The sequence below is a fragment of the Pseudomonas sp. CFBP 13710 genome (assembly GCF_014842235.1).
In the GTDB taxonomy this organism is placed as follows: domain Bacteria; phylum Pseudomonadota; class Gammaproteobacteria; order Pseudomonadales; family Pseudomonadaceae; genus Aquipseudomonas; species Aquipseudomonas baltica.
On record NZ_JACYVJ010000009.1, the window covers coordinates 120,172 to 144,289 of the forward strand.

19 protein-coding genes and 3 tRNA genes are annotated in these 24,118 nt (G+C 62.6%); 4 read left to right on the plus strand and 18 right to left on the minus strand.

What is annotated here, in order from left to right:
* Window positions 1-176: 176 nt before the first annotated feature.
* Window positions 177-2,138: an acetate--CoA ligase gene (acs, locus tag IFT44_RS17660; RefSeq protein ID WP_122476391.1), complete on the minus strand. Its 1,962-nt coding sequence runs from the start codon at window positions 2,136-2,138 to the stop codon at window positions 177-179.
* Window positions 2,139-2,477: 339 nt separating this feature from the next.
* Between acs and IFT44_RS17665 the strand changes: the two genes are divergently transcribed.
* Window positions 2,478-2,738 carry a DUF2790 domain-containing protein gene (locus IFT44_RS17665; RefSeq protein WP_192176315.1) on the plus strand — a complete coding sequence of 87 codons (261 nt, stop codon included), beginning with the start codon at window positions 2,478-2,480 and terminating at the stop codon, window positions 2,736-2,738.
* A 223-nt stretch (window positions 2,739-2,961) separates the two neighbouring features.
* Window positions 2,962-4,164 carry an MFS transporter gene (locus IFT44_RS17670; protein ID WP_192176316.1) on the plus strand — a complete coding sequence of 401 codons (1,203 nt, stop codon included), beginning with the start codon at window positions 2,962-2,964 and terminating at the stop codon, window positions 4,162-4,164.
* A gap of 11 nt (window positions 4,165-4,175) precedes the next feature.
* On the opposite strand, the gene arfB is transcribed toward IFT44_RS17670, so the two are convergent.
* From arfB to IFT44_RS17690, 4 genes are all read right to left on the minus strand, one after another.
* Window positions 4,176-4,589 (minus strand): alternative ribosome rescue aminoacyl-tRNA hydrolase ArfB, encoded by a 414-nt coding sequence (arfB, locus tag IFT44_RS17675; RefSeq protein WP_122476397.1) that lies wholly within the window; start codon window positions 4,587-4,589, stop codon window positions 4,176-4,178.
* Window positions 4,590-4,601: 12 nt separating this feature from the next.
* Window positions 4,602-5,975, minus strand: a complete 1,374-nt coding sequence (locus tag IFT44_RS17680; protein WP_122713948.1) for an amino acid permease — start codon at window positions 5,973-5,975, stop codon at window positions 4,602-4,604.
* 163 nt (window positions 5,976-6,138) lie between these two features.
* Window positions 6,139-7,368, minus strand: a complete 1,230-nt coding sequence (gene rluB / locus IFT44_RS17685; RefSeq protein WP_122476400.1) for a 23S rRNA pseudouridine(2605) synthase RluB — start codon at window positions 7,366-7,368, stop codon at window positions 6,139-6,141.
* A gap of 112 nt (window positions 7,369-7,480) precedes the next feature.
* Window positions 7,481-7,675: a DUF1289 domain-containing protein gene (locus IFT44_RS17690; protein WP_122476402.1), complete on the minus strand. Its 195-nt coding sequence runs from the start codon at window positions 7,673-7,675 to the stop codon at window positions 7,481-7,483.
* A gap of 330 nt (window positions 7,676-8,005) precedes the next feature.
* On the opposite strand from IFT44_RS17690, the gene IFT44_RS17695 reads away from it, so the two are divergent.
* Together IFT44_RS17695 and IFT44_RS17700 are read left to right on the plus strand one after the other, a co-directional pair.
* Entirely contained in the window at window positions 8,006-8,971 is a 966-nt protein-coding gene (locus tag IFT44_RS17695) for a hypothetical protein (protein WP_192176317.1), read from the plus strand.
* Window positions 8,972-8,983: 12 nt separating this feature from the next.
* Complete coding sequence (locus tag IFT44_RS17700; protein ID WP_192176318.1) at window positions 8,984-11,320, plus strand: hypothetical protein; 2,337 nt, start codon at window positions 8,984-8,986, stop codon at window positions 11,318-11,320.
* Between the two features lie 96 nt (window positions 11,321-11,416).
* On the opposite strand, the gene IFT44_RS17705 is transcribed toward IFT44_RS17700, so the two are convergent.
* The 13 genes from IFT44_RS17705 to IFT44_RS17765 form a co-directional block, all read right to left on the minus strand.
* Window positions 11,417-11,493, minus strand: a tRNA-Asp gene (locus IFT44_RS17705).
* A 93-nt stretch (window positions 11,494-11,586) separates the two neighbouring features.
* A tRNA-Asp gene (locus tag IFT44_RS17710) sits at window positions 11,587-11,663 on the minus strand.
* Between the two features lie 68 nt (window positions 11,664-11,731).
* Window positions 11,732-11,807, minus strand: a tRNA-Val gene (locus IFT44_RS17715).
* Window positions 11,808-12,003: 196 nt separating this feature from the next.
* Window positions 12,004-13,215, minus strand: coding sequence for an O-succinylhomoserine sulfhydrylase (locus IFT44_RS17720; protein ID WP_192176319.1), 1,212 nt, complete (start codon window positions 13,213-13,215; stop codon window positions 12,004-12,006).
* A 14-nt stretch (window positions 13,216-13,229) separates the two neighbouring features.
* A complete protein-coding gene (gene purF, locus IFT44_RS17725) occupies window positions 13,230-14,735 on the minus strand; it encodes an amidophosphoribosyltransferase (protein WP_122476407.1) in 1,506 nt (501 codons plus the stop codon).
* A gap of 41 nt (window positions 14,736-14,776) precedes the next feature.
* Window positions 14,777-15,334 (minus strand): CvpA family protein, encoded by a 558-nt coding sequence (locus tag IFT44_RS17730; protein WP_122476408.1) that lies wholly within the window; start codon window positions 15,332-15,334, stop codon window positions 14,777-14,779.
* A 180-nt stretch (window positions 15,335-15,514) separates the two neighbouring features.
* Window positions 15,515-16,156 (minus strand): SPOR domain-containing protein, encoded by a 642-nt coding sequence (locus IFT44_RS17735; RefSeq protein ID WP_192176320.1) that lies wholly within the window; start codon window positions 16,154-16,156, stop codon window positions 15,515-15,517.
* Complete coding sequence (folC, locus tag IFT44_RS17740) at window positions 16,140-17,447, minus strand: bifunctional tetrahydrofolate synthase/dihydrofolate synthase (protein ID WP_192176321.1); 1,308 nt, start codon at window positions 17,445-17,447, stop codon at window positions 16,140-16,142. The genes IFT44_RS17735 and folC overlap by 17 nt, the downstream gene beginning before the upstream one ends.
* A complete protein-coding gene (gene accD, locus IFT44_RS17745) occupies window positions 17,444-18,364 on the minus strand; it encodes an acetyl-CoA carboxylase, carboxyltransferase subunit beta (protein ID WP_122476414.1) in 921 nt (306 codons plus the stop codon). Before accD ends, folC begins: the two co-directional genes overlap by 4 nt.
* A gap of 164 nt (window positions 18,365-18,528) precedes the next feature.
* Window positions 18,529-19,155 (minus strand): phosphoribosylanthranilate isomerase, encoded by a 627-nt coding sequence (locus IFT44_RS17750; protein WP_192052928.1) that lies wholly within the window; start codon window positions 19,153-19,155, stop codon window positions 18,529-18,531.
* Between the two features lie 39 nt (window positions 19,156-19,194).
* On the minus strand, window positions 19,195-20,067 hold the full coding sequence (gene truA / locus IFT44_RS17755) for a tRNA pseudouridine(38-40) synthase TruA (RefSeq protein WP_192057884.1): 873 nt from the start codon (window positions 20,065-20,067) through the stop codon (window positions 19,195-19,197).
* A 156-nt stretch (window positions 20,068-20,223) separates the two neighbouring features.
* Complete coding sequence (locus IFT44_RS17760) at window positions 20,224-22,713, minus strand: FimV family protein (protein WP_192176322.1); 2,490 nt, start codon at window positions 22,711-22,713, stop codon at window positions 20,224-20,226.
* A 112-nt stretch (window positions 22,714-22,825) separates the two neighbouring features.
* Window positions 22,826-23,833: an aspartate-semialdehyde dehydrogenase gene (locus tag IFT44_RS17765; protein WP_192102456.1), complete on the minus strand. Its 1,008-nt coding sequence runs from the start codon at window positions 23,831-23,833 to the stop codon at window positions 22,826-22,828.
* Window positions 23,834-24,118 lie beyond the last annotated feature (285 nt).

Consider the following 24,118-nt stretch of genomic DNA (forward strand, 5'->3'; position numbering starts at 1 on the left):
ATTGGCAAAGCCTTGGCAGACGGCAAGCTTGGGGTTGTGGGAGATGTTGCATGTGACAGGCGATGGGGCCTTGGGTGGCACCCGGCGCGGCAATGGCGTTACCGCAGTAACGCCAGCGCTGCCTGAACAGCCTTGCGGGCCCCTTCGCGGGCAGAGGCCCCCGAGGTCGCGTCAACTCAGGCCGAAGCGCGATGCATTTCCTTGTGGGTGTCGATCAGCTGTTGCACCACCCCCGGATCAGCCAAGGTAGAGATGTCACCCAGCGAGTCGTACTCGGCCGTGGCGATCTTGCGCAGGATGCGCCGCATGATCTTGCCCGACCGCGTCTTGGGCAGCCCCGGCGCCCACTGGATCACATCCGGCGAGGCGATGGGGCCGATCTCCTTGCGCACCCAGTTCTTGAGCTCCAGGCGCAGTTCCTCGCTGGTCTGCTCGCCACCATTGAGCGTGACATAGACATAGATGCCCTGCCCTTTCAGCTCATGGGGAACGCCCACCACAGCGGCCTCGGCCACCTTGGGATGGGCCACCATCGCGCTTTCGATCTCGGCCGTGCCCATGCGGTGCCCGGAAACGTTGAGCACGTCATCGACTCGGCCGGTGATCCAGTAGTAGCCATCTTCGTCGCGACGCGCGCCGTCGCCGGTGAAGTACATGCCGCGAAAGGTCTTGAAATAGGTATCGACGAAACGATCATGGTCGCCGTAGAGGGTACGCGACTGGCCCGGCCACGAATCGAGAATCACCAGGTTGCCCTCGGCAGCGCCGTCGATCAGGTTGCCCAGGTTGTCCACCAGCGCCGGCACCACGCCGAAGAACGGTTTGGTCGCCGAACCGGGCTTGAGGCCGATCGCACCCGGCAGCGGGCTGATCAGGATGCCGCCGGTTTCGGTCTGCCACCAGGTGTCGACGATCGGGCAGTTCTGCTTGCCGACCGTGTTGTAGTACCAGTTCCAGGCCTCGGGGTTGATCGGTTCGCCCACCGAACCCAGCAAGCGCAGGCTCGAGCCATCGGCGCCCTCGACTGCCTTGGTGCCCTCGGCCATCATCGCGCGGATAGCGGTGGGAGCGGTGTAGAGGATATTGACTTTGTGCTTGTCGATGATTTTCGAGACGCGGGTAATGTCCGGGTAGTTGGGCACACCTTCGAACAGCAAGGTGGTGGCACCGTTGGCCAGCGGACCATAGACGATGTAGCTGTGGCCGGTGATCCAGCCGACGTCCGCCGTGCACCAGTAGACATCGCCCGGCTTGTAGTCGAACACTCGCTCATGGGTCAGCGCGGCGTACACCAGGTAACCGCCGGTGGTGTGCAGCACGCCCTTGGGCTTGCCGGTCGAGCCTGAGGTATAGAGGATGAACAGCGCTTCCTCGGCGCCCATTTCCTTCGGCGCGCAGGTGCTCGATGCCACCTCCAGCAGCGAGTGGTACCAGATGTCGCGATGACGGTTCCACTCGATCTCGCCACCGGTGCGCTTGCACACGATGACCTTCTGCACGCTGCTGGTTTCGGGGTTGGTCAGGGCGCGGTCGACGTTGGCCTTGAGCGCCGTTTTCCTGCCGCCCCGCAGGCCTTCGTCGGCGGTGATCACCACCTTCGACTGGCAGTCGATGATGCGCCCCGCCAGCGCCTCGGGCGAGAAGCCACCGAACACCACCGAATGCACCGCGCCGATGCGGGTACAGGCGAGCATCGCCACCACCGCCTCGGGAATCATCGGCATGTACAGGGTCACCACGTCGCCGCGGTGCACATCCTGGCCGCGCAGGGCGTTGGCGAACTTGCACACCTCGGCGTGCAGCTCCCGGTAGGTGATGTGACGGCTTTCGGAAGGGTCGTCGCCTTCCCAGATGATCGCGACCTGATCGCCGCGTTCAGCCAGGTGGCGGTCCAGGCAGTTGTAGGAGACGTTGAGGGTGCCGTCGGCGAACCATTTGATGTCGACATGGTGATCGTCGAACGAGGTCTGCTTGACCTTGGTGAAGGGCTTTATCCAATCGAGGCGCTGCGCCTGTTCGCGCCAGAAACCGTCCGGGTTGACCACGGACTGCTGGTACATGGCCTTGTAGGTCGCCTCATCGGTCAGCGTGGACGCCGCCACCTCTGGACGAACGGGATACAGGGAAGCCGCACTCATCTTTCATACCTCGGTTGAGTAGTTGTTGTTTTATACACCTGTTTTAAGGGTATCTGGCCCGTGCAGCCATTCGACGATGGTAGTACCGCTGCTTGCACCGATGCACGCCCAGACCCGCGGGATTAGTGCAGATTCGAATAAAACTGTTTATCCGAACCGGCTCTGTTTACCTCCACCGTGCACGCCTAGAATCGATTTCGCCAGCAACGGCACCGCGATCGACGAAGACTGCATCCCCCCACGAAGGCCTGTCGATCGCAACTTTCCCACTCTCAAGTTTCACACGTGACCTCACAAGGGCTGCGTGCACCCTGACGACTGCAAAACAGGAAAATCGACATGAAAGCTTTTTTGATTCTGGCGCTGATTGGCGCGAGCGGCATGGCCCTGGCCGATGAAACCACCACGGCTGCCACCGAAAAAACCACGGTGGAACCTTATGAGTATTCGCAGCACCCCGATATTGCTCACGTCATCTCGACTTCAGCGATTCCCAACGTCTGCGCCGTGATCCCGGCACGCCTGACTTACGAAGATTCGCAGGGCAAGCGCCACATCATGGAATATCAGGTCATGGGCAACGGCTGTTCGAACAGCTGAACACCTCCCAGCGTCGGGGCTGCGGCCCCGCTGCTGGCCTGCACCAGAGCAACCCCGCCAGCAGCATCTGCATGAAGCGCCACCCATCGCCGTCTCTCTTTTTGTGCCTCGTGCCTCTATCATGAGCGTCACGTAAGCCTGTCTTCATTTCTCGTGTGCGCCGGACACCCAGCCAGCCTGCCCGCACCTGCGCCCATCACCTGCTTCCGCGACGGATCTACCTATGCCTCACTCCCAGCGCCCCATTACGGTCACGCTGCAAGTCGTCTCCATCGTCCTGTTCACCTTCATCGGCTACCTGAGCATCGGCATCCCGCTGGCGGTATTGCCAGGCTTCGTCCACAGCGACCTGGGCTACGGCGCGGTCATTGCCGGGCTGGTGATCAGCGTGCAATACCTGGCCACCCTGCTCAGCCGCCCCCAGGCGAGCAAGATCATCGACAACCTGGGCAGCAAGAAAGCAGTCATCTACGGCCTGGTCGGCTGCGGCATCAGCGGGCTGTTCATGCTGCTGGCCGGCTGGTTGCAAAGCTGGCCGGCGCTGAGCCTGACCAGCCTGCTGGCGGGTCGGATACTGCTGGGGTCGGCGGAGAGCCTGGTGGGCTCGGGGTCCATTGGCTGGGGGATTGGCCGCGTCGGCGCAGCCAACACCGCCAAGGTCATCTCCTGGAACGGCATTGCCAGCTACGGCGCCCTGGCCATCGGTGCGCCGCTGGGCGTGCTGATGGTCAAGCATCTGGGCCTGTGGAGCATGGGTGCGAGCATCATCGTGCTGGCTGGCGTGGGCATCGCCCTGGCCTGGAACAAGCTTCCCGCACCGGTGGTGGCGGGCGAGCGACTACCGTTCCTGCACGTGCTGGGCCGCGTGCTGCCCCATGGCACCGGGCTGGCCCTGGGCGGTATCGGCTTCGGCACCATCGCCACCTTCATCACCCTTTACTACGCCAGCAATGCCTGGGACAACGCGGCACTGTGCCTGAGCCTGTTCGGTGCCAGCTTTATCCTCGCCCGGCTGCTGTTCGGCAACCTGATCAACCGCATCGGCGGTTTTCGGGTGGCGATCGTATGCCTCAGCGTGGAAACCCTGGGCTTGTTGCTGCTGTGGCTTGCGCCCAGCCAGGAGCTGGCGATGGCTGGCGCGGCGTTGACCGGATTCGGATTTTCCCTGGTATTTCCAGCGCTCGGCGTCGAAGCGGTCAATCTGGTGCCGGCGTCCAGCCGCGGTGCGGCCGTGGGGGCCTACTCGCTGTTCATCGACATGTCGCTGGGCATCACCGGGCCGGTGGCAGGCGCCATCGCCGCAGGCTACGGCTTCAGCGCGATCTTCCTGTTTGCCGCCGTGGCTGCGTGCGCCGGCCTGGGCCTGACCTTCTATCTATACCGGCGAGCGGCAAGCCTGCCACCAGCGCAAGACAAGCTGGTCTAGAACGGCATGATCTAGAAATCGATCCTGCCACGCCCGGCCTTGATCGCCCCGCGCTTGGTCTTGCCTTCCAGGCGGCGAGTCTTGGAGCCCAGCGTGGGCTTGGTCGGCCGGCGCTTCTTCTCCACCTTGGTGGCCAGCAGAATCAGCTCGCGCAGGCGCTGCAGGGCGTCGGCGCGGTTTTGCTCCTGGGTGCGAAACTGCTGCGCCTTGATGACGATCACGCCATCGCCGGTGATCCGGCTGTCGCGCAGCGCCAACAGGCGCTCCTTGTAGAACGGCGGCAGCGACGAAGCGCCGATGTCGAAGCGCAGGTGCACCGCACTGGAAACCTTGTTGACGTTCTGCCCACCCGCGCCTTGCGCGCGGATGGCGCTGAGTTCGATTTCAGCGTCGGGCAGATGGACGGCGTTGGAGATTTCCAGCATGCAGCGCTCCGGTCAGGACGAGGGGTTCGACTTGAGGCGATAACACAGGTACATCCCGCCGATCCACAGAGGAATGGCATACACCGACACGCGGATGCCGGGAATCATCAGCATGATGATCAGGATGAACGCCACGAACGCCAGGCACAGGTAGTTGCCGTACGGATACCACAACGCCTTGAACAGCGGCACCTGGCCCTGGCGCTGCAAGTGCTGGCGAAACTTGAGGTGCGAGTAGCTGATCATCGCCCAGTTGATCACCAGGGTCGCCACCACCAACGACATCAACAGCTCGAGCGCCTGCTGCGGCACGAAGTAGTTCAATGCCACGGCCACCAGCGTGATCGCCGCCGACACCAGCAGCGCCCGAACCGGCACGCCACGGCCATCCACCTTGGCCAGTGCACGCGGCGCGTCGCCCTGCTCGGCCATGCCCAGCAGCATGCGGCTGTTGCAATAGGTGCCGCTGTTGTAAACCGACAAGGCTGCGGTCAGTACCACGAAGTTGAGCACGTGGGCAGCCGTGTCGCTGCCCAGCATCGAGAACACCTGCACGAACGGGCTGCCGCTGTAGGCATCGCCCGAGGCATTCAGGCTGGCCAGCAGACCGTCCCACGGCGTCAGCGACAACAGCACCACCAGCGCGCCGATGTAGAAGATCAGAATGCGGTAGATCACCTGATTGATGGCCTTGGGAATCACCGTCTTCGGGCTGTCGGCCTCGGCCGCCGTAAAGCCGAGCATCTCCAGGCCACCAAAGGAGAACATGATGATCGCCAGGGCCATGACCAACCCGCCTACACCGTTGGGAAAGAAACCACCGTGGGCCCAGAGGTTGCTGACACTGGCCTGAGGGCCGCCGTCACCGCTGACCAGCAGATAGCTGCCCAGGGCAATCATGCCGACGATCGCCGCGACCTTGATGATGGCGAACCAGAATTCGGTCTCGCCGAACACCTTGACGTTGGTCAGGTTGATGGCATTGATCATCAGGAAGAACACCGCAGCGGAGACCCAGGTGGGTATTTCCGGCCACCAGTAGTGCACGTACTTGCCGACGGCGGTCAGTTCGGACATGCCTACCAGGATGTACAGCACCCAGCAGTTCCAGCCGGACAGAAAACCGGGAAACCGGCCCCAGTAGCTGTGGGCGAAGTGACTGAAAGAACCGGCAACCGGTTCCTCGACGATCATCTCGCCCAGCTGACGCATGATCAGGAAGGCAATGAAGCCGCAGATGGCATAGCCCAGGATCATCGACGGGCCGGCGGACTTGAGCACGCCTGCCGAACCCAGGAACAGCCCGGTACCGATGGCACCGCCCAGAGCGATCAGTTGGATGTGGCGATTCTTCAGCCCACGCTTGAGCTGGTTTGGTTCAGTCATCAGGGAGAAGTCACTTCTTCGACGTTCGAGGTATCAAGAGTGCAATGGTCCGCCGCAGGCAAACCTTGTGGGAGCGGGTCTCTGCCCGCGAAGAGGCCCCCACCGACACCCCACAAAAAAACGCCAACCCTGGAAGGTTGGCGCACGTGGACATCAGTTGTCCTTACTCAGGCTTGGGCTTGCGACGGCCGAAGCCGGGACGCTGACCGGTGCCAGCGGCCGGGCCACGACGATTGCCCGACGGCGCGTCGTCCACCAGCTTGATGCCCGGGCGCTTTGCAGCGGGCTTGGCGCCCGGCTTGCCGGCAGGCCTGGCTGGACGCTTGTTCATGTCCGCCGGACGCTCGGCCACGGCACTGCCACGACCGCTGTCCTTGCGCGCAGCCGGCGCCGAATCACCGCGTGGCTGACGGGCTGGACGCTGCTCGCCGGACGGCGCCGAATCGCCGCGCGGCTGGCGAGCCGGGCGTTGGTCGGTGGACGGCGCGCCGTCCTGGGCAGGACGCAAGGTGCGCACGCGCTCGCCGCGGCCCATCGGGCGCGAGGATTTGCGCTGCATGCGCTCCAGTTTGTCCTTGGTCTTGGTGGTCATCGACGGCATGGCCACGGCGGTCAGGCCGACTTCGGCGCTCAGGGTATCGACTTCACCCTGGGTCAGCTCGCGCCAACGACCCATCGGCAGGTCGGAATTGAGGAATACCGGACCGAAGCGCACGCGCTTCAGACGGCTGACCACCAACCCCTGGGATTCCCACAGGCGACGCACTTCGCGGTTGCGGCCTTCCATCACCACGCAGTGGTACCAGTGGTTGAAGCCTTCGCCACCCGGTGCCTGCTGGATATCGGTGAAGCGAGCGGGCCCGTCTTCCAGGATGACGCCGTTCTTGAGGCGCAGCAGCATGTCGTCGTCGACTTCGCCGCGTACGCGCACCGCGTACTCACGGTCCATTTCGAACGAGGGATGCATCAGGCGGTTGGCCAACTCGCCGTCGGTGGTGAACATCAGCAGCCCGGTGGTGTTGATGTCCAGGCGGCCGACGTTGATCCAGCGGCCTTCGCGCGGGCGCGGCAGGCGGTCGAATACGGTCGGGCGGCCTTCGGGGTCGTCGCGGGTGCAGATTTCGCCGTCGGGCTTGTTGTAGATGATCACGCGGCGCACGGTTTCCGAGGCTTCTTCGCGCTTGATCACCTTGCCATCGACGGTGATGGCGTCGTGCAGGTCGACACGCTGGCCGAGGGTCGCGACCTTGGCGTTGACCTTGATTCGGCCTTCGCTGATCCACGCCTCGACGTCTCGGCGCGAACCCACGCCGATACGGGCCAATACTTTCTGCAGTTTTTCGCCGGCAGGGCCGATTTCCTGGCTGCCGTCTTGCTGATCGAGATCTTTCATCGTAAGCACCTCCCGGTGGGTCGAATTGAATGCTGCTCGGCGCAGGCGCGCCGGAGGGCCGCGAATGATACGCGCAACACGGCGCCTGCGCATCAAAGGCTAGCCGATTTTTTCAGGCTTTCTTCTTTTTCCGCTTGGCGGTGCCTTTCATGTCTTTCAGGCGCTGCACCGCCTGCGCGTTCACGTCGCGCCGCTCGTCTTTGTCCATCTTCTTCCAGGCCTTGCACTCAGGCTTGGTGCGGCCACAGGCAATACACGTCTCGTCAGTGAACTTGCAGACGCTGATACAGGGGTTCTTGCTGCTCATGGGGTACGACACCGAATTCGTGATTGATCCATTGATAGACATTGCCAAACCCGTAAAGCACCAAAGAATGTCGGGTATCGGTAAACACCCGCCGGATCGACCAATTGCTGACCGCGAGACCCTACCCATTCCGAGCATCTTCTTACTTGCGTCAACGTGCAATTCTTTGGCGATTGGCTACGCTTTGATTTAAGTCTGATGTCGAGCAAAACTCCTCGGTCGTAGCCCGAATGCGACTGGCCCAAATGGGTTCCAGCCGCTCAAGAATGTCTATTCGCTGCCATTGCCACTAGGCAGCGAATACCCTCTCTTGCTCAGGAGCCCTCGAGAATGCAGACGTCGATCTTCCTCACAGCACGGCTGCTCCGTAAAGCACATTCTCGTGCGAGGCCAAATATCCTACGCGCGCTTCCCTGTGTGTTCTTGCTGGGCTTGCTCGACACAAGCTTTGCCTACGACGCCGCACGCCATCCTGTCTATGCGAATCAGGCCGTGATCGCTTTTCGAGGATGCGGGTACACCTTGCCAGCAAGCGCAGCAGCAGCGCTGGCGGCTGGAACACAGGATGAGGACACTGCCCCTCTCAATCTCTATGACCGCAGCACTAACTGGCACTTTTACAACCGCGAGGGCCGCCTGCGACCATGGGCCTTCGGGAATCGTAGCCTTGATCGTATTTTCGCAAAGCGTTCTCAAGCCTTGGAAATCGCGCTGCGGGGCGAATCGAATATCAACGATGTTTATCATAGAGCGGGTCAGGTACTTCACTACATACAGGACATGAGCGTGCCTGCCCATGTAGCACCTGCTTTCCACATGAAACTTCCTCTTTGGGACCGTTCCGATCCCTTCGACAACTTCACCGCACCCGTTGACTCAGCTCCGTTTGCCCTGACAAGCAAACAGTGTAGTGAACTGAGCGACCAAATCACCACAGACCCAGTGACCGCCACTAGGCTACTGGCTAATGCTGCCAAGCGAACGCTAAGCGCCATCTCCCCATCCGTATTGGAAGGCCAAACCAGCGACACCGACTGGCGAGCCTACTGGATTTATCCATCTGATAACCACGCCGACGCCGCCAATGGCTGGGGCGCTTACGGACTTTGCGTATTTGCCAGACGCCCTCAACGCTCAGGATGTAAAACCCCGAGGCAAGAAGAGGCGCTGTTCGCACTTCAATATCAGCGCACTGTGACTGATTCGATTCGCATACTCATCTATCTGGACAAGCGCAGAGCAAAGCATCCCACTACTGCTTTCCCGCCACAACAATCACTCGCCGGCCAACATTAAGGAGCGATAACCATGGGCCGTTACCAAAAATCTCCACGATTGGGCAACTGGCGCTACGGCTCACGCACTTGCCTCTGCGCTTTGGCCATCGCGATGATAGCCGTGCTGATCATCAGCCTGCAGAGCTGCTCATGGATCGTAGCTGGCGCCGCCAATACGGTCTATCCAAGCCTCGCTTCGCCGGAAGAGACCGAAGCCCCCCCGACGTTCACTACGTATTACCCGTCAGCCGCCACCGAGGCGATTTTCGGTGGCCGTGGTGTCGGACTGGATTGCTCGATACCTAAGCCACTTAAAGCCTTGGCGTTTAGAACCAGCGCTGAAGGTGCACCAATCTCATTACAGTTCAGACAATCCTGCGTTATGCATGACCTATGCTATCGCCATGGCTACGCGACCTATGGATACACTCAGGCGCAGTGCGATGTCATGCTTCAAGAGTCCGCTTATCGCCTGTGCCGTCAGATAAACAAGTCCACTAGAGAGGAAACAAGGTCGAGCGTCGCAGCGGCGTATACCGAGTGTGAAACCGAGGCTCGCAAAGTCCTTCTTGGAGTAACACTCGGGGGAGGCGGCTCGTTCAAGTCCAAGGGACGATCGACATACTTCGAATACGACCCTATGCCAACACACGCTGACGACTACGTCGTGGGGCGTGCAGTAGACGACGCTACTGCACAAGCAACAGTCGGCGACTTGGGTATCAGAACGTTTCACATCCTGCGGCAGACAATGTCGATGAGAGCGCTGACCAATAACCCAGCCGCATCAACCCACGACGAGCAAAAGGGGGCGCCTAGGCTTTTTCCCGATCGAAGAATCGCTACACCTCCGCAGCTCACAGGCTACCCCGACTCTGGATCCAGAGTCGCCATGGCCAGTCTCGTCTCCATAGCGAGAAAGGATCTGAAAACCACCGAGCTTAAACTTTATGAGGTGCAGGCTCTCGCCTCGTCACAAAGCGGGGCAGGCGCGTACGACTTGCAATTCAAAGCATGCCCTGACAGATACGACTCCCCATGCGGTACGGACGTAGATGCATCTATTCATAAGTTCGTGATGGTCGACCGCAAACCTGTGCTGTTATCGGTCACCCATCGGGGAAGTATTCCTGAGATAGATTCAAATCCATGCCCAAGCGACGGTAAGGCTTTGGGAAGCGCTGTCAAAGTGGTGCAGAAATCCATCATGTTTGACGTGAGGCAACCTGCCGAATCGCCCCAGATAATCTGCAAAAACGGAAGAAAAAGTCCTGCCTGGCCTATGGATGACTACCCGCTTAATGCAAAGACGCTGATGCGACAAAAATACCGGTTCATGCAGCATGACGTGCTGATCGAAAAGAATGCTGTCAATCAGGCAACACATGCGTGGGTTCTGGGTCGAGGTGCAAAACTTTCGAATAAGACAGCAGGTCATGAACCCCTGTTCGAAGAAGACAGCGCCGGAAGCACCTATCAGACCCATGTAGTAGTGGCCCGGCAAGCACTGGGTAATCGCAAATTCACCGAGATCGATCGATTCGAACTCGAAGCATCCGAGACCGACGAGCCCTTCCAGTTGGTCCGTCTCGGCGGATCACACGGGGTAGCGCTCATGTCGCTCGGCTGGAAGGCTGCCGACCGTGCTCGGGTAAGCGATGATCAAACTCCGCGGGCTCCGCCCATACTCAAACTATGGAGAGTTCCTGGCAAAGATCGTAATGCCAGCCAGCAACCGATGACAGTATCACTTCCCGAAGCCCTCAAAGACCGCTACACCGACATCCCACCTGTCATGGCACGGCTGAGCACTCGGGAAGAACCTGTTTTGATTTTCGCTAAACTCAGTCCGCCGCCTACGCTCAACCAGGAAGAGGAAGCTGCGGCCTTGGACTTCAAAGACACCACAGTAGCGAGCTCTATCGTCATGGACTTAGTTGTGATCAGTCTCATGCCTCAGGCGGACACCAGTATAAGACCATTGATCATGCAGCAGCTGAGCTGTGAAATCGATCTGCGGAAACAGCTAAATAACGAGAAGGCCTCCAATATCAGAAAAGGGGCCTATCGTGCGGAAGATCTGACGGCGCCAAATAAAACTGGCGTTGAGCAAGAAAACTCGCACGCTACCGCCCGAGGCATGACTGATCTAGCCAACCGCTGGCGGATGAGCCAACTTATAGCTTCAGAGCTGCGAAGCGCCGACAACATGCGAGCCTTGGCGCTTACGATGGTCTTCAATGGATTTCCCGGCATGTCTGTCCAGGTACGGTTCAAAACCCGTGATGGCAATATTGAAGCTGGGGAGCCAGTCACCGTGGACGATTACTTCAGCTGCGCGTCACCTGCTATCGTAGCCAAAAGCTGAAAGGAACAATTCAGAAGTTACGAGACACAAAAAAAGCGACCCGAAGGTCGCTTCCTTTGTTTGCCTCAAGGAGTTCAAGGGCCTCGAAGCTTTGTATGGCGCAGCGGACGGGACTCGAACCCGCGACCCCCGGCGTGACAGGCCGGTATTCTAACCGACTGAACTACCGCTGCGTATCGCTCGGACTTGCGTCCGTTTGAAACCTTTTGACCCAGAACTTCGAGGTTCTCGATCGCTGAACCGGCGAACCGAGTCAGTGTATAAAATGGCGCAGCGGACGGGACTCGAACCCGCGACCCCCGGCGTGACAGGCCGGTATTCTAACCGACTGAACTACCGCTGCGCAGTGTGTGCTCTCTTGTTTCAGCACGTGTTGCTCTTCGTTGCGTTCTCAGCTGCATTCTAACGAAATGGTGGGTGATGACGGGATCGAACCGCCGACCCTCTGCTTGTAAGGCAGATGCTCTCCCGGCTGAGCTAATCACCCTTTGCTTCGCTGAGGCCGCGAAATTTACGCAGGTACCGAACCTAAGTCAATACCCTGTATGAAGTTTTTTTGAAAAAGGTACAGATTGAGCGATTACGAAGGTGTAGAAAGCATTCGCGGCCGCTGACCGCTCCTGCGGTGATCCGCGCAATGCCAAGGATCACCGCAGGAGCGGTCAGCGGCCGCGAAGAAGTGCTTACAACGCAGCCAGCCCGCGCGCCAGATCGGCCTGCAGGTCGCCAACGTCTTCCAGGCCTACCGCCACCCGGATCAAGCTGTCGCGAATCCCTGCCGCTTCGCGTTCGGCGGGCGACAGGCGCCCGTGCGACGTGGTGGCCGGGTGGGTGATGGTGGTCTTGCTGTCACCCAGGTTGGCGGTGATCGAGATCAGGCGGGTTGCATCGATGAAGCGCCAGGCGCCCTCCTTGCCTCCCTTGACTTCGAAACTGACCACGGCGCCGAAGCCCTTGGTCTGACGCTTGGCCAGATCATGCTGGGGGTGGCTCGGCAGGCCCGAGTAATGCACCTTCTCGATGCCATCCTGCGCCTCCAGCCATTGCGCCAGCACCTGGGCGCTGGCGCAATGGGCACGCATGCGCAGGTTCAGGGTTTCCAGACCCTTGAGAAAGATCCAGGCGTTGAACGGGCTCAAGGTAGAGCCAGCGGTGCGCAGGTAACCCAGCACCTCGTTCATTTCCTTGCTGCGACCGCACACGGCGCCGCCCATGCAACGACCCTGGCCGTCGATGAACTTGGTCGCCGAGTGCACGACGATGTCGGCACCCAACGCCAGCGGCTGCTGCAGCGCCGGTGTGCTGAAGCAGTTGTCGACCACCAGCATGGCGCCCTTGGCCTGAGCCACGGCGCTCAAGGCCGTGATGTCGACCAACTCGGCCAGCGGGTTGGACGGCGACTCGACGAACAGCAGCCTGGTATTGGCCTTGATGGCCCGTTCCCAGCCGCTGACGTCGGCCAACGGTACGTAGTCCACTTCGATGCCGAAGCGCTTGAAGTACTTCTCGAACAAGCTGATGGTCGAGCCGAACACGCTCTGCGACACCAGCACGTGGTCGCCAGCGCTGCACAGGCTCATGACCACGGCAGTGATCGCCGCCATGCCCGTGGCGAAGCCGACCGCCTGTTCGGCGCCTTCCAGGGCGGCCAGGCGCTCTTCGAAGGAGCGCACGGTGGGGTTGGTGTAGCGTGAGTAGACATTGCCCGGCACTTCGCCGGCAAAACGCGCCGCGGCATCGGCCGCAGTACGGAAAACATAGCTGGAAGTGAAGAACAGCGGATCACTGTGTTCGCCTTCCGGCGTGCGGTGCTGGCCGGCGCGAACCGCCAGGGTGTCGAACGACACCCCTTCGAGATCGCTATCCAGTCGCCCGGCATCCCATTCCTGTGTCATGCCGTTGCTCCCATTCAGTTGTTGTAGAGGTCTATGATCGCGCTGACCGCATGCGACTTGCTCTTGTTGGAGTCGTTGCGCGCCTGCTCGATCTTGTTCAGATAGAACGCGTCGATATCGCCGGTGACGTACTTGCCGTCGAACACCGCGCAGTCGAAGTTCTCGATCTTGACCTTGCCACCACCGACCGCATCGATCAGGTCGGGCAGGTCCTGGTAGATCAGCCAGTCGGCACCGATCAGATCGGCCACTTCCTGGGTGCTGCGGTTGTGCGCGATCAACTCATGCGCACTCGGCATGTCGATGCCGTAGACGTTCGGGTAGCGCACGGCTGGAGCAGCCGAGCAGAAATAGACGTTCTTGGCGCCGGCTTCGCGGGCCATCTGGATGATCTGCTTGCAGGTGGTGCCGCGCACGATCGAATCGTCCACCAGCATCACGTTCTTGCCGCGGAACTCCAGCTCGATGGCATTGAGCTTCTGACGTACCGATTTCTTGCGCGCGGCTTGGCCGGGCATGATGAAGGTACGACCGATGTAGCGATTCTTGACGAAGCCTTCGCGAAACTTCACGCCCAGGTGGTTGGCCAGCTCCAGGGCCGCGGTACGGCTGGTGTCCGGAATCGGGATGACCACGTCGATGTCGTGTTCCGGGCGTTCGCGCAAAATCTTGTCGGCCAGCTTTTCGCCCATGCGCAGGCGTGCCTTGTACACCGAGATACCGTCGATGATCGAATCAGGGCGGGCCAGGTACACGTGTTCGAAGATGCACGGTGCGTACTGCGGGTTGGGTGCGCACTGGCGCGTGTGCAGTTTGCCGTCTTCGGTGATGTACACCGCTTCGCCCGGCGCCAGGTCGCGGATCAGGGTGAAGCCGAGTACGTCCAGGGACACGCTTTCGGAGGCGATCATGTATTCCACGCCTTCGTCGGTGTGGCGCTGGCCGAACACGATCGGACGGATCGCGTGCGGGTCACGGAAACCGACGATGCCGTAGCCGGTGATCATTGCCACCACTGCGTAGCCACCGGTGCAGCGCTTGTGCACGTCGGTTACGGCGGCGAACACGTCTTCCTCGGTAGGCTGCAGCTTGCCGCGCACGGCCAGTTCGTGGGCGAACACGTTGAGCAGCACCTCGGAGTCCGAGCTGGTGTTGACGTGACGCAGGTCCGATTCGTAGATTTCCTTGGCCAGCTGCTCGACGTTGGTCAGGTTGCCGTTGTGCGCCAGGGTGATGCCATAGGGCGAATTGACGTAGAACGGCTGGGCCTCGGCCGAGGTCGAGCTGCCCGCCGTGGGATAGCGCACATGACCAATGCCCATGTGCCCGACCAGCCGCTGCATATGGCGCTGCTGGAAAACGTCCCGTACCAGCCCGTTGTCCTTGCGCAGGAACAACTTGCCATCGCTACTGGTAACGATACCGGCAGCATCCTGGCCGCGGTGTTGGAGGACCGTTAGCGCGTCATACAGCGCTTGATTGACGTTCGACTTACCGACGATACCGACGATGCCACACATGCGACGCAACCCCTACTTAATGAATCTGAACTGAGCACCACTCACTGCGCCTTGTTGGCCGGCAAGAGGTGTTCCTTGAACGGAATGTCAGCCGGTGCGCTGATTCCGCTGGCGAGCCACTGGCTGGACATCCCCAGAATGAGGTTTTTCGACCAGTCAGCAACCAAAAGAAATTGGGGCAGGAGCCGTGATTCCTGCCACCACGAATCCTGTTGAACGGGCCCCAGGCTCATCAGCCCGGCGGCCACCACCACCAGCAGGCCACCGCGCGCGGCGCCGAAGACCATGCCCAGGAAGCGGTCGGTGCCCGACAGCCCGGTGACGCGAATGAGTTCGCCGATCAGGTAGTTGACCATGGCGCCGACCAGCAGGGTGGCCACGAACAGTACGGCACACCCGGCGATGACACGCGCGGATGGGGTCTGGATGTAGTTTTCGAAATAACCGGCGAGGGAACCACCGAACAGCCAGGCCACGCCACCTGCGACTATCCACGTGACCAGCGACAGGGCTTCCTTGACGAAGCCGCGTGTCAAGCTGATCAGTGCGGAGATGGCGATGATCGCGATGATCGCCCAGTCGACCCAGGTAAATGCCACGGTGCGGCCTGCATACGGATAAGGCGGCGCATTTTAGCAGAGCGCGGGCGCGGGAGTAAGCGGCGATTGTCGTCTGCACCGCAGCGCGCCACTTCGCGGCCGCTGACCGCTCCTACAGCTTCCCGTAGGAGCGGTCAGCGGCCGCGAAGGGAGCGCCACGGCTCCACGGCTGACGAAGACTCAGCCGCGCTCGGGCTCGAAACGTACCACGAACCCCTGCAGCTTCTGCTGGCGGTTGATCACGTCACGCAGGCGCTCGGCCTCAGCGCGCTCGAGCAATGGACCGACGAACACCCGGTTCTTGCCATCGGCCGTACGCACGTAGGCGTTGTATCCCTGCGCACGCAGGCTCTTCTGCAAGGTGTCGGCACCGGCGCGGTTGGACAGGCTGGCCAATTGCACCGACCAGCTGACCGGCAGCCCATTGGAGTCGATCTTGCTGCCGGTGTCCGTCTTGGCGACCGGTGGCACCTTGGCCGCAGCGATGGGCGCGGAAGGCTGCACCGATTCCACCGGCTTCTTGGCAGGTGTGGCAGGCGCGGCAGGCACCGACTGGATCGGCTGGCTAGGCGGGGCAGCCTGCGTCGCGGCCTGCGCTGGAACCGGCTCCGTCTCGATGATCTGCGGCTCGGGCACGGCAACCGGCTCGACCTGCACCTGAGGCGCTGCCGGTGCCTGCGGCGCTGCCGGGGCTTGTACCTGAACCTGGCGCACGGTTTGATCCTCGCGCGAAAACAGCATCGGCAGGAAAATCACCGCCAGCGCGATCAGCACCAGGGCGCCGATCATGCGCTGCTTGAACACCTTATTGGGCAATGCCATCCACGTTCTCCCGTTCTACGTTGCCATACATCCATTTCAGAGCCTGGGCGACACAGTGGAACGAGCCGAACACCAGAATCTCGTCACCCTCGCCTGCGGCTTCGCACTGCGCTTCGAGCGCATCGGCGAGGCTGCCATGAGACGTCGTGGCAGCGCCAAGGTTCAGGAGCGCGGCGTCGAGTTCGGCGGCCGGACGACTGCGCGGTGTTTTCAGCGGTGCGACTGCCCAGTGCGTGATGACGGCTGTCAGCGGCTCGATCACCCCGACCAGGTCCTTGTCGGCGAGCAGGCCGAACACGGCCAGACGCCGGCCCGCAAGAGGCTGGCGCGCCAGCCGCTCGGCCAGAAAGCGAGCGGCGTGCGGGTTGTGGCCCACGTCGAGAAGAATTTCGACCGACTTGCCGGCGTAACTCACACGATGACGGTCCAGGCGGCCGGCCACGCGGGTGTGCGCCAGCGCCCAACCCATACGTGCAGCGTCACGCGGCAGATCGAGTGCCACGTAGGCCTGCAGGGCCAACGCGGCGTTTTCCAGCGGCAGGCTGGGCAATGGCAACGACAGCAGCTCGACCGGGTAGCCTTCGACATCCACCCCGCGCCACGACCAGTGATCGCCTTGCGCGGTGAAGTCGTAGTCGCGGCCGCGCAGATAGAACGGGCAACCCAACGTGGCAACCTGCTCGAGCAACGGCTGCGGAGGGTCGATATCGCCACACAGTGCTGGCACGCCCGCACGCAGGATGCCGGCCTTCTCGAACGCCACCGACTCGCGGGTATCCCCCAGGTACTCGGCATGGTCCAGACCGATGCTGGTGACCACGGCCACATCGGCATCCACCAGGTTGACCGCATCGAGCCGACCGCCCAGGCCCACTTCCAGCACCACGGCATCGAGCTCGGCGCGCTGGAACAGCCAAAGCGCGGCCAGGGTGCCCATCTCGAAATAGGTCAGGGTAGTGGCGCCGCGCGCCGCTTCCACGGCGGTGAACGCCTGGCACAACTGGGCATCGGTAGCCTGCTGGCCGTCGATCAGCACTCGTTCGTTGTAGCGCAGCAGATGTGGCGAGGCGTAGACCCCCACTTTCAGATCGCGATCCTGCATCAGCGCCGCGATGAACGCGCAGGTCGACCCCTTGCCGTTGGTCCCGGTCACCGTGACCACACGCTCGGCTGGCTTGCCCAGGCCCAGGCGCTGCGCGACTTCGCGGCAACGGTCCAGGCCCATGTCGATGGCCGAAGGGTGCAGCTGCTCCAGATAGGCGAGCCACTGGCTCAGGCTGCGCTCGGTCATACGTTGGCGGGCGCCGGTGGAACCACAATGGGCTCGATCGGGGCGGCCACGTAGGTAGGCGTCGGCAGGCCCATGAATTGGGCCAGCAGGCTGCCCAGGCGCGGGCGCAGTTCCTGGCGCGAAATGATCATGTCGATCGCACCGTGCTCGATGAGGAATTCGCTGCGCTGGAAGCCTTCCGGAAGTTTTTCGCGCACGGTCTGCTCGATCACCCGCGGGCCGGCAAAACCGATCAGCGCCTTGGGCTCGGCGACGATCACGTCACCGAGCATGGCCAGGCTGGCGGAAACGCCGCCGTAGACCGGATCGGTCAGCACCGAGATGAACGGAATGCCTTCTTCGCGCAAACGCGCCAGGACTGCTGAGGTCTTGGCCATCTGCATCAGCGAAATCAGCGCTTCCTGCATGCGCGCACCACCGGAAGCGGCAAAGCAGATCATCGGGCAACGGTTTTCCAGGGCGTAGTTGGCGGCACGCACGAAGCGCTCGCCGACGATGGCACCCATGGAGCCACCCATGAACGAGAATTCGAAGGCGCTGGCCACCACGGGCATGCCCAGCAAGGTGCCGCTCATGGAGATCAGCGCATCCTTTTCGCCCGTCTGCTTCTGCGCTGCAGTCAGGCGATCCTTGTACTTCTTGCCATCACGAAACTTCAGGCGATCGACCGGTTCCAGATCGGCACCCAGCTCGGCGCGGCCATCTTCGTCGAGGAAGATGTTCAGACGCGCACGTGCACCGATGCGCATGTGGTGGTTGCACTTGGGACAGACGTCGAGGGTCTTCTCCAGCTCCGGACGGTACAGCACTGCTTCGCAGGACGGACACTTGTGCCACAGGCCTTCGGGCACCGAGCTTTTCTTCACTTCCGATCGCATGATCGAAGGGATCAGCTTGTCTACCAACCAGTTGCTCATGCTTTATTTCTCCAGTACCGGGGACTGCTGGCCTGGCCAGGTCCCGTGCATGCTCTTGAGCGTGTTCAGATATGAAACGAATGCGTGGGCGAGCGTGGCGCAGGCTGCACACCTGCGTGCCGCGCGTTTCGCGAAACGTATGGACGGTGCCGAGCTGCCTGCCGTCACATGCTGCTCCCACGCACCGCTTTGAGGAAAGCGTCGATTTTGCGATGGTCCTTGATGCCCTTGCTCGACTCCACCCCGCCACTGACATCCACCGCCCAGGGTTTGACCTGAGCGACGGCCTGGGCGACGTTGCCGGCGTGAAGCCCTCCTGCCAGCACGATCGGCTTGTCCAGGTCCGCGGGCACCAGCGACCAGTCGAAGGCTTCACCGGTGCCGCCCGGCACGCCGGCCACGTAGGTGTCGAGCAGAATGCCGCTGGCGTTGCGATAGGCCCGGCAGGCCGCCTGCAGATCATCGCCGGCGCGCACGCGCAATGCCTTGATGTAGGGACGGTGGTAGCCCTCGCATTCTTCCGGCGTTTCGTCGCCATGGAATTGCAGCAGGTCCAGCGGCACGGCGTCGAGGATTTCACCCAGTTCGCACCGACTGGCATTCACGAACAGGCCGGTGGTGGTCACGAATGGCGGCAGCGCGGCGATGATCGCACGTGCCTGTTGCACGTTCACCGCCCGGGGGCTTTTGGCATAGAACACCAACCCGATCGCATCGGCACCCGCGTGCGCAGCGGCCAGAGCATCCTCTATGCGGGTAATACCGCAGATTTTGCTGCGAACGGCTGACATGTCGGCGAGTACCTCGACTTGGCTGGGGAACGGCGGATGTTAGCAAATGCTGTCGGCGACGTCAGCCAGTGTGTCGAACCCGGTCAGGAAGTGCGGACCGATATAGCGCTCGGGCAGTGGGAACTCATCGCGGTACTCGACTTGCACCAGGTACAGCCCGAAGGGATGGGCCGTGACCCCGCCGGTTCGGCGTACCCGACTTTGCAACACTTCGGCGGCCCATTCCACAGGGCGCTCGCCCGTGCCGATGGTCATCAGCACACCGGCGATGTTGCGCACCATGTGGTGCAGGAAGGCATTGGCGCGCACGTCGATGACGATCATCTTGCCGTGCTGGGTGACCCGCAGGTGATGCAGTTGCTTGATCGGCGACTTGGCCTGGCACTGGCCGGCGCGGAAGGCACTGAAGTCATGGGTACCGACCAGCGCCTGGGCGGCGGCGGCCATGCGGGTGACATCCAGCGGACGGTGATTCCAGGTGATTTCCTCGCCCAGATGGGCGGGTCGGATCTGGTCGTTGTAGATGACGTAGCGGTAGCGGCGGGCGATGGCCTTGAAACGCGCATGAAAGTTGGGCGGCATGATCTTGGCCCAGGTGACACTGACATCATGGGGCAGATTGATGTTGGCACCCATGACCCAGGCTTTCATGCTGCGCTCGGCCTGGGTATCGAAATGCACCACCTGGCCGCAAGCGTGGACACCCGCGTCCGTGCGGCCGGCGCACATCAGCGAGACGGGCGAAGCGGCAACCTTGCCCAGGGCGTCTTCGAGGGTTTCCTGTACGGTGCGCACGCCAGAGGCCTGGCGCTGCCAGCCGCGGTAGCGCGAACCTTTGTATTCAACGCCCAAGGCAATGCGATAGAAGCCGTCGGCCGCCGATTCGGCGACCGCGTTGTCGATGTTTTGCACGAAGTTGCAGCCTGTTGGTTGAGCGATGGCGGCGATTATACCGGATCATGGAATTGCGGCGCTGCCTTCGCGGGCAGAGCCCGCTCCCACAAAAAGGGCCTCGATGTACAGATGTGGGAGCAGGTTTGGGGGTCGGACGGCGACCGCTGCACCGCGTTACCGACTGATGCGCCCAAGCATCTCGCGCGCCTCATCCTGCTGCCCGGTGCTGCCTTCCTTGAGCACTTCACCGAGAATGTCGCGGGCGCCGTCGTTGTCACCCATCTCGATGTAGGCACGGGCCAGGTCAAGCTTGGTGCCCGCCTCGTCTCCCCCGTCGAGGTAGTCGAAATCGTCTTCGCCTTCGATCGGCGGGAGGTCTTCAGGCTTGGGGGGCACGGCGAACGGCTCGGCCATGGGTGTGCGGGCAAAACCGTCGGAGAGTTTTTCCAGTTCGGCATTGATCTCGTTCAGGCGCGATTCGGGTGCCTGTGGCTCCTCGGCGTCATCGGCCAACGACAGATCGAAATCTTCCGGCAACGTCGTCTCGGGTTCGTCGGTCGAATTGCCCGCCGCAGCTTTCTGCTCGGCCAGCAAGGTGTCGAAGTCGATGTCCGCGCCTGCCGTCGGCGCGGGGTCCGGGGTGTCGTCCAGGTTGAGGTCGAAATCGGTATCGAAGGTGCCGTCCAGCGAGTCGGCGGACCCCGGCTCGTCGTGCAGCAACTGCTTGACGTACTCGGCGTCCATCTGCGCTGCCGCGGCGGCTGCACCGGCAGCGGCGGCGGCAACGCCCAGCATGGCAGGGAAGCGCGCTTTCAGACGCTCGACGTCGGCATGGTTCTGGCCGGTGGCGATCAACTGCCGCTCCTGGCCGACGAAGCCATCACGATCACCTTGCAGGCCATACACTTCCATCAATTTCAGGCGCAGATCGCTGCGCTTGGGCTCGCGCTCGGTCGCCGCTTCCAGCAGTTCGGCAGCATGATTGAGGCGGCCGCGGGCAATGCTCTGCTCCACTTCGGCGAACAGCCCTTCATCGGTGTCGATGCTGGGGCGCAGCGGCGGCGTAGGCAGCACGGTCGGCGCGGGCGCCTCGGCAAAGGTAGCCGGTGCGGCACTGGCCCTGGCGCCCGCTACCGAGGCGGCCACCATGGCCGGGGTCAGGTGCACGGTCGCCGCCGGGCGCTCCAGTCCTTCGAAGCTGTTGGGCGGCAAATCGAGATCCGGGCCGTGATCGGGCTCTTCGGCCAGCGCGCGGGCCATGCGCATGTGCTTCTCGGCCTCCTGCTGCGCCTTGCGGCGGCGGGCCAGCAGCAACAGCAGCAAGAGCAGCGCTGCAAGGGCACTGGCACCGACCACCATCAGCAAGGTCGAGTTGTCGCTGGGCTGCTCGGCAACCGCGTCGTCGGCGGGGTCGGTGGTCGCATCCAGCGGCTCGCCCTGAGGCAAGGCCGGCGTACTGGCGGCAGCGTCGGGATTGACCTGCTCGGTGGCACCGGGTACCGCCGGTGCCGGAACCAGCGCGGCGTTGACCGGGGCATCGGAATCGCCCTCGGCAGGCTCGCCGTCGGCCTGCGCAGGGGCCAGCGCCTGCGCCGGCGCCAACGCTTCGGCCGGCACCGGTACATCGGCGCCCGCTGCCTGCATCTTGGCCAGTTGGTCGTTCTTGAGCTGAATCAGTTTCTGCAACTTGTCGAGCTGGCTCTGCAGGTCGGCGTTGCGGCTGCGCAATTCTTCGTTGTCACGGCGCGTGGAGTCCAGGGCTTCCTGGGTCACCGCGAGTTTCTGGTCGAGGGCCCTGGCATCGCCCGCCGGGCCGTTGGCCTCGCTGGCGCCTGACACCAGGCTGAGGTTGTCTTGCGGCAGCGCGGCGGCCGGCGCCGGAGCACCGTTGCCACGGCGCGTGGCATCGACCTGCTGCGCCCGCGGACCGAGGCGACGGCCTTCGCGCCAGGCAGCATTCTGCCGCGCGACTTCGGCTACGGCTGGGCCCGGCGCGGTGGCCGCGGTCTGCTGGGCGTCCGGCATGCGCAGGACCTGCCCGGTCTTGAGACGGTTGATGTTGCCGTCGAGAAACGCGTCGGGGTTGAGCGCCTGGATGGCCAGCATGGCTTGCTGGACCGAGCTGCCCTGACGATTGCGCGCAGCGATCTCCCACAGGGTGTCACGCGAACCCGTGGTGTAGGACGCCTGGTTGGCACTGGCGGCGGGAGCGCTCAGCGCCGGCTGCGGTGCATTCTGCGCCGCTTGGGCCGCCTGCGGGGCAAACTGCGCGGGATCGAGCAGCATGCTGTAGTCGCGCAGCAGACGGCCGCTGGGGAAATTGACCTGGACCAGGAACTTCACCAAGGGCGCCGACAAGGGTTGCGTCGAGGTCACGCGGATGACGCTGCGGCCACTGGCGTTGATCACCGGCGTGAAGCGCAGGCCGTCGAGGAAAGCCTGGCGCTCGACGCCCGCCTTGCTGAATTCCTCGGCCGGGGCCAGCACTGGCTGCACCTCGGCGGCAGAGAGGCCGCGCACATCGAGCAGTTCTATCTCGGCGAGCAGGGGCTGGTTCACCGCGGACCTGAGGGTCAACTCACCCAGCTCCAGGGCGTTGGCGATACCGGAGGACAGCGCCGAAGCGGCAGCCATTGCTAACACCAGTTTGCGAACTTGAACCATGGCCTAATCCTTGTCTGAACATTCCTCGGCAAGCGAGAAGAAGCTTGCGCTGTCGCATGCGAACAGCTGGGCAAAACGGGCGAACTGTCTGCAAATTGTCGGCAAGTATCTTTTAGCCATGACCTTTAATCAACAACTCGGCCACTTGTACCGCATTCAAGGCGGCGCCCTTGCGCACGTTGTCCACCGTGGCCCACAGGCTCAGCGCCTGGGGATCGTCGATACCGGTGCGTACACGACCCACGTACACCACGTCCTGGCCTACCGCATCGCCCACTGCTGTAGGGTAGTCGTCTTCCACCGTTTCGATCCCGGGCGCCATGGCCAGGGCCTGGTTGATGGCCGCAAGGTCCAGCGTCGAGCCGGTCTGCAGCGCGATGCTGTAGCTGTCGCCGAAGAACACCGGTGCCTGCACGCAGGTCACCGAAATCTTCAGCGCTGGCATGCCAAGCAGCTCGCGCAGTTCGTCGACCAGCCGCCGCTCCAGCGGCACATGGCCCTGCGCGTCGGGCGTACCGACCTGCGCCAGCAGGTTGAAGGCGATCTGGCGGTCGAAGAACTGCGGTTCCAGCGGGCGCACATTGAGCAGCTCGGCCGTTTGCCGGGCCAGTTCGCTGACAGCCTCGCGGCCCAGGGCCGACACGGCCAGGCAGGCGGTCACGTGCACCTGCTGCAGATCCAGCACCGCGCGCAAGGGTGCCAGGATCACGGCCAGCGCAGTGGCGGCAGCGCTGGGGCTGGCGACTTGCACGGGCAGCGGCAGATCGCTCAGCACGGCGGCATTGGCTTCCGGGACCACATTGGGGGCCTGGGACGTCGCCAGGCCGGCCGACAGATCGATGACCGTGCAACCGGCCGCCGTAGCACGCGGCGCCAAGCTGCGCGTCACCGCAGGGCCGGCGGCGAAGAACACCAGCTTGACCAGACTGAAATCGAACTGATCGACTTCACGCACCCGCACGTTCTTGCCGCGAAAGGCCACCGACGCACCGGCCGATTCGCTGCTTGCCAACAGGTGCAGCGCACCCACCGGGAAATCGCGCTCTTCGAGAACCTGCACGAGGGTTTCGCCAACCGTCCCGGTGGCGCCGATCACGGCGATGTCGAAAGTCTTGGGCATGGGCAGGGTCCTTGGGAAATGAATAGGCCGCGCACTTTATCGGTTATCGGCCGCGCTGTCCTCGCAGCAGGCAGGCGCCGCAGTGCACCTGCCTCACCGCGGCGCGCCCTTCGCGGCCACGGACCGCTCCTACGGACAACCTCGTAACCTGCGCAGGAGCGGTCATCGGCCGCGAAACAGGCGCCGCGGTGCCCCTGACCCACCGCCGTGCGCCCTTCGCGGCCACGGACTGCTCCTACGGACAACCTCGTAACCTGCGTAGGAGCGGTCATCGGCCGCGAAACA